Below are 3,716 nucleotides of genomic sequence, written 5' to 3'. Positions count from 1 at the left end.
CGTCCCCTTCCCCTTCCGCTTCGCGCAGTTCCCCGCGCCCCTGACGGGGCGCGGGAGTTAAGGAGTGAGATCACATGACGGTCCGTCAGGACGACGAGCGGATGCGGCGCTGGCGGCTGGTGCTGGGCGGCGACGCGGACGGCACCGGGGTGCGGCTGTCGGGGCGGGACGCGGCGATGGACGGGGCGCTGGGGGCGCTGTACCGGGAGGACGGGAAGCGCTCGGCGGGGCTCGGCGGGTCGGCGCCGAAGGTGGCGCGCTGGCTGGGGGACATCCGGGAGTACTTCCCGACCAGCGTGGTGCGGCTGATGCAGCAGGACGCGATCTCCCGCCTCGGCCTGGACCGGCTGCTGCTGGAGCCGGAGATGCTGGCCGCCGTCGAGCCGGACGTGCACCTGGTCGGGACGCTGCTGTCGCTGAAGCACGCGCTGCCGGAGACCACCCGGGAGACCGCCCGGGCGGTGGTCGGCAAGGTGGTGGCCGACCTGGAGCGCCGGCTCGCCGACCGGACCCGCTCGACGGTCGGCGGGGCGCTGGACCGCAGCGCCCGGGTGAACCGCCCCCGGCACCGGGACATCGACTGGGACCGCACCATCCGCGCCAACCTGTCGAAGTACCTGCCGGAGTACCGCACGGTCGTCCCGGAGCGGCTGGTCGGCTACGCGCGGGCGCAGCGGGCGGTGAAGAAGGACGTGATCCTGTGCATCGACCAGTCGGGTTCGATGGCGCCGTCGGTGGTGCACTCGGCGGTGTTCGGCGCGGTGCTGGCGTCGATGCCGAGCCTGGACACCCGGCTGGTGGTGTTCGACACCTCGGTGGTCGACCTGACCGAGCAGCTGAGCGACCCGGTGGACGTGCTGTTCGCGACGCAGCTGGGCGGCGGCACCGACATCAACCGGGCGCTGGCGTACTGCCAGTCGAAGATCAGCCGGCCGTCCGAGACGATCGTGGTGCTGATCAGCGACCTGTACGAGGGCGGGATCCGCAACGAGATGCTCAAGCGGGTCGCGGCGATGAAGGCCGCGGGGGTGCAGTTCATCGCGCTGCTGGCGCTGTCCGACGAGGGCGCCCCGGCGTACGACCACGCGCACGCGCAGGCGCTGGCGGAGCTGGGGGCCCCGGCGTTCGCCTGCACGCCGGACGCCTTCCCGGAGATCATGGCGGCGGCGATCGAGAAGCGGCCGCTGCCGGTGCCGGAACGCGGCTGAGCCGGGGGCCCGCGGGCCGTCAAGGGGGGCGGCGGCCACCCGTCCGGGTGAAGCGGTGGCGGGCCTCACCGTTGCACGCCCCCGCTGGTGAGGGGCCCGGACCGGGCCGGTTGTGACGGTTCTCACCAAGGCGGACCGGGCCCCGGGCGAAACACGCCGGTCGTCCGGGGATAACCTGCCATGCGGACGTGACGCGCGTGTTGATTGACGATGCGCCCGGCAACTGCGTGGGCCGCAAGGCCGTACATCTGCGTACCCGCTCAGTGTCGACGACCCGCAGCGAAGATCCTGCCGTGGCACGCTCGTAGAGACACATTCCGCGACCACGAACAAGGACAAACACGTGGACCTGTTCGAGTACCAGGCGAGGGACCTCTTCGCCAAGCACGGCGTACCCGTGCTTGACGGCGATGTCATCGAGACCGCCGCAGACGCTGCCGCCATCGCGGAGCGCTTCGGCGGCCGTGCCGTCGTCAAGGCTCAGGTGAAGGTGGGCGGCCGGGGCAAGGCCGGTGGCGTGAAGCTCGCGTCCGACCCGCAGGACGCCGTGGCCAAGGCCGGGGCGATCCTCGGCATGGACATCAAGGGCCACACCGTCCACAAGGTCATGCTGGCCCAGACCGCGGACATCCAGGAGGAGTACTACGTCTCCTTCCTGCTCGACCGCACCAACCGCACCTTCCTGGCGATGGCCAGCGTCGAGGGCGGCGTGGAGATCGAGGTCGTGGCCGAGGAGAACCCGGACGCGCTCGCCAAGATCCCGGTCGACGCCAACGAGGGCGTGACTCCGGAGAAGGCCGCCGAGATCGTCGCCGCCGCGAAGTTCCCGGCCGAGATCGCCGACCAGGTCGCCGACGTCCTGCAGAAGCTCTGGGTCGTCTTCGTCAAGGAGGACGCCCTCCTGGTCGAGGTCAACCCGCTGATCAAGTCCGGCGACGGCAAGATCATCGCGCTCGACGGCAAGGTCTCCCTGGACGAGAACGCCGAGTTCCGCCAGCCCGAGCACGAGGCGCTCGAGGACAAGGCCGCCGCCAACCCGCTCGAGGCGGCGGCGAAGGCCAAGGGCCTGAACTACGTCAAGCTCGACGGCCAGGTCGGCATCATCGGCAACGGCGCGGGCCTCGTCATGAGCACCCTGGACGTCGTCGCGTACGCCGGCGAGAACCACGGCGGCGTGAAGCCGGCCAACTTCCTCGACATCGGCGGCGGCGCGTCCGCCGAGGTGATGGCGAACGGCCTGGAGATCATCCTGGGCGACACCGACGTCAAGTCGGTCTTCGTCAACGTCTTCGGCGGCATCACCGCCTGCGACGCGGTCGCCAACGGCATCGTGCAGGCCCTGGAGCTCCTGGAGAGCAAGGGCGAGGCCGTCACCAAGCCGCTGGTCGTCCGCCTGGACGGCAACAACGCGGAGCTCGGTCGCCAGATCCTGACCGACGCCAACCACCCGCTGGTCGAGCAGGTGGACACCATGGACGGCGCCGCTGACCGCGCCGCCGAGCTGGCCAACAAGTAAGGAAGGGGACTTAACACCATGGCTATCTTCCTTACCAAGGACAGCAAGGTCATCGTCCAGGGCATGACCGGCTCCGAGGGCATGAAGCACACCCGCCGCATGCTCGCCTCCGGCACCCGGATCGTCGGCGGCGTCAACCCGCGCAAGGCGGGCACCACCGTCGACGTGGACGGCACCGAGGTCCCGGTGTTCGGCACCGTGGTCGAGGCGATGGAGAAGACCGGTGCCGACGTCACCGTCATCTTCGTGCCGCCGGCGTTCACCAAGTCCGCCGTGATCGAGGCGATCGACGCCGAGATCGGCCTCGCCGTGGTCATCACCGAGGGCGTGCCGGTGCACGACACCGCCGCGTTCTGGGCCCACGCCGGCGCCAAGGGCAACAAGACCCGCATCATCGGCCCGAACTGCCCCGGCCTGATCAGCCCCGGACAGTCCAACGCGGGCATCATCCCGGCCAACATCACCGGCTCGGGCAAGATCGGTCTGGTGTCGAAGTCCGGCACCCTGACCTACCAGCTCATGTACGAGCTCCGCGACCTCGGCTTCTCCTCCGCGGTGGGCATCGGCGGCGACCCCGTCATCGGCACCACCCACATCGACGCCCTCAAGGCGTTCCAGGAGGACCCGGAGACCGAGCTGATCGTCATGATCGGCGAGATCGGCGGCGACGCCGAGGAGCGGGCCGCGGCCTACATCGCCGAGCACGTCACCAAGCCGGTCGTCGGCTACGTCGCGGGCTTCACCGCGCCCGAGGGCAAGACCATGGGCCACGCCGGCGCCATCGTCTCCGGCTCCTCCGGCACCGCCCAGGCGAAGAAGGAGGCCCTGGAGGCCGCCGGCGTCAAGGTCGGCAAGACGCCGTCCGAGACCGCCCGCCTGGCCCGCGAGCTGTTCGCCGCCGCGAAGTAAGCGAGCGGCGAGCGCTCGGCGAACCCGCAGCGAGGCCAGTACGCCGAAGGCGCCGCGCACCGTCCGGTCCGTTCCGGACGGGG

General features: G+C 70.7%; 3 protein-coding genes. All 3 read left to right on the top strand.

What is annotated here, in order from left to right:
• Positions 1-74: 74 nt before the first annotated feature.
• The 3 genes from ACFUEL_RS36815 (at position 75) to sucD (ending at position 3,633) form a co-directional block, all read left to right on the top strand.
• Complete coding sequence (locus tag ACFUEL_RS36815; RefSeq protein WP_380242109.1) at positions 75-1,208, top strand: VWA domain-containing protein; 1,134 nt, start codon at positions 75-77, stop codon at positions 1,206-1,208.
• Between the two features lie 343 nt (positions 1,209-1,551).
• Positions 1,552-2,724 carry an ADP-forming succinate--CoA ligase subunit beta gene (sucC, locus tag ACFUEL_RS36810; protein WP_380242107.1) on the top strand — a complete coding sequence of 391 codons (1,173 nt, stop codon included), beginning with the start codon at positions 1,552-1,554 and terminating at the stop codon, positions 2,722-2,724.
• A gap of 18 nt (positions 2,725-2,742) precedes the next feature.
• A complete protein-coding gene (sucD, locus tag ACFUEL_RS36805; RefSeq protein WP_380242105.1) occupies positions 2,743-3,633 on the top strand; it encodes a succinate--CoA ligase subunit alpha in 891 nt (296 codons plus the stop codon).
• The last annotated feature ends 83 nt before the right edge of the window (positions 3,634-3,716 follow it).

This window comes from Kitasatospora sp. NPDC057198 (genome assembly GCF_042670125.1).
In the GTDB taxonomy this organism is placed as follows: domain Bacteria; phylum Actinomycetota; class Actinomycetes; order Streptomycetales; family Streptomycetaceae; genus Kitasatospora.
Note: the sequence above shows the minus strand (reverse complement) of the source record. Positions and strands in the feature narration are given on the sequence as shown.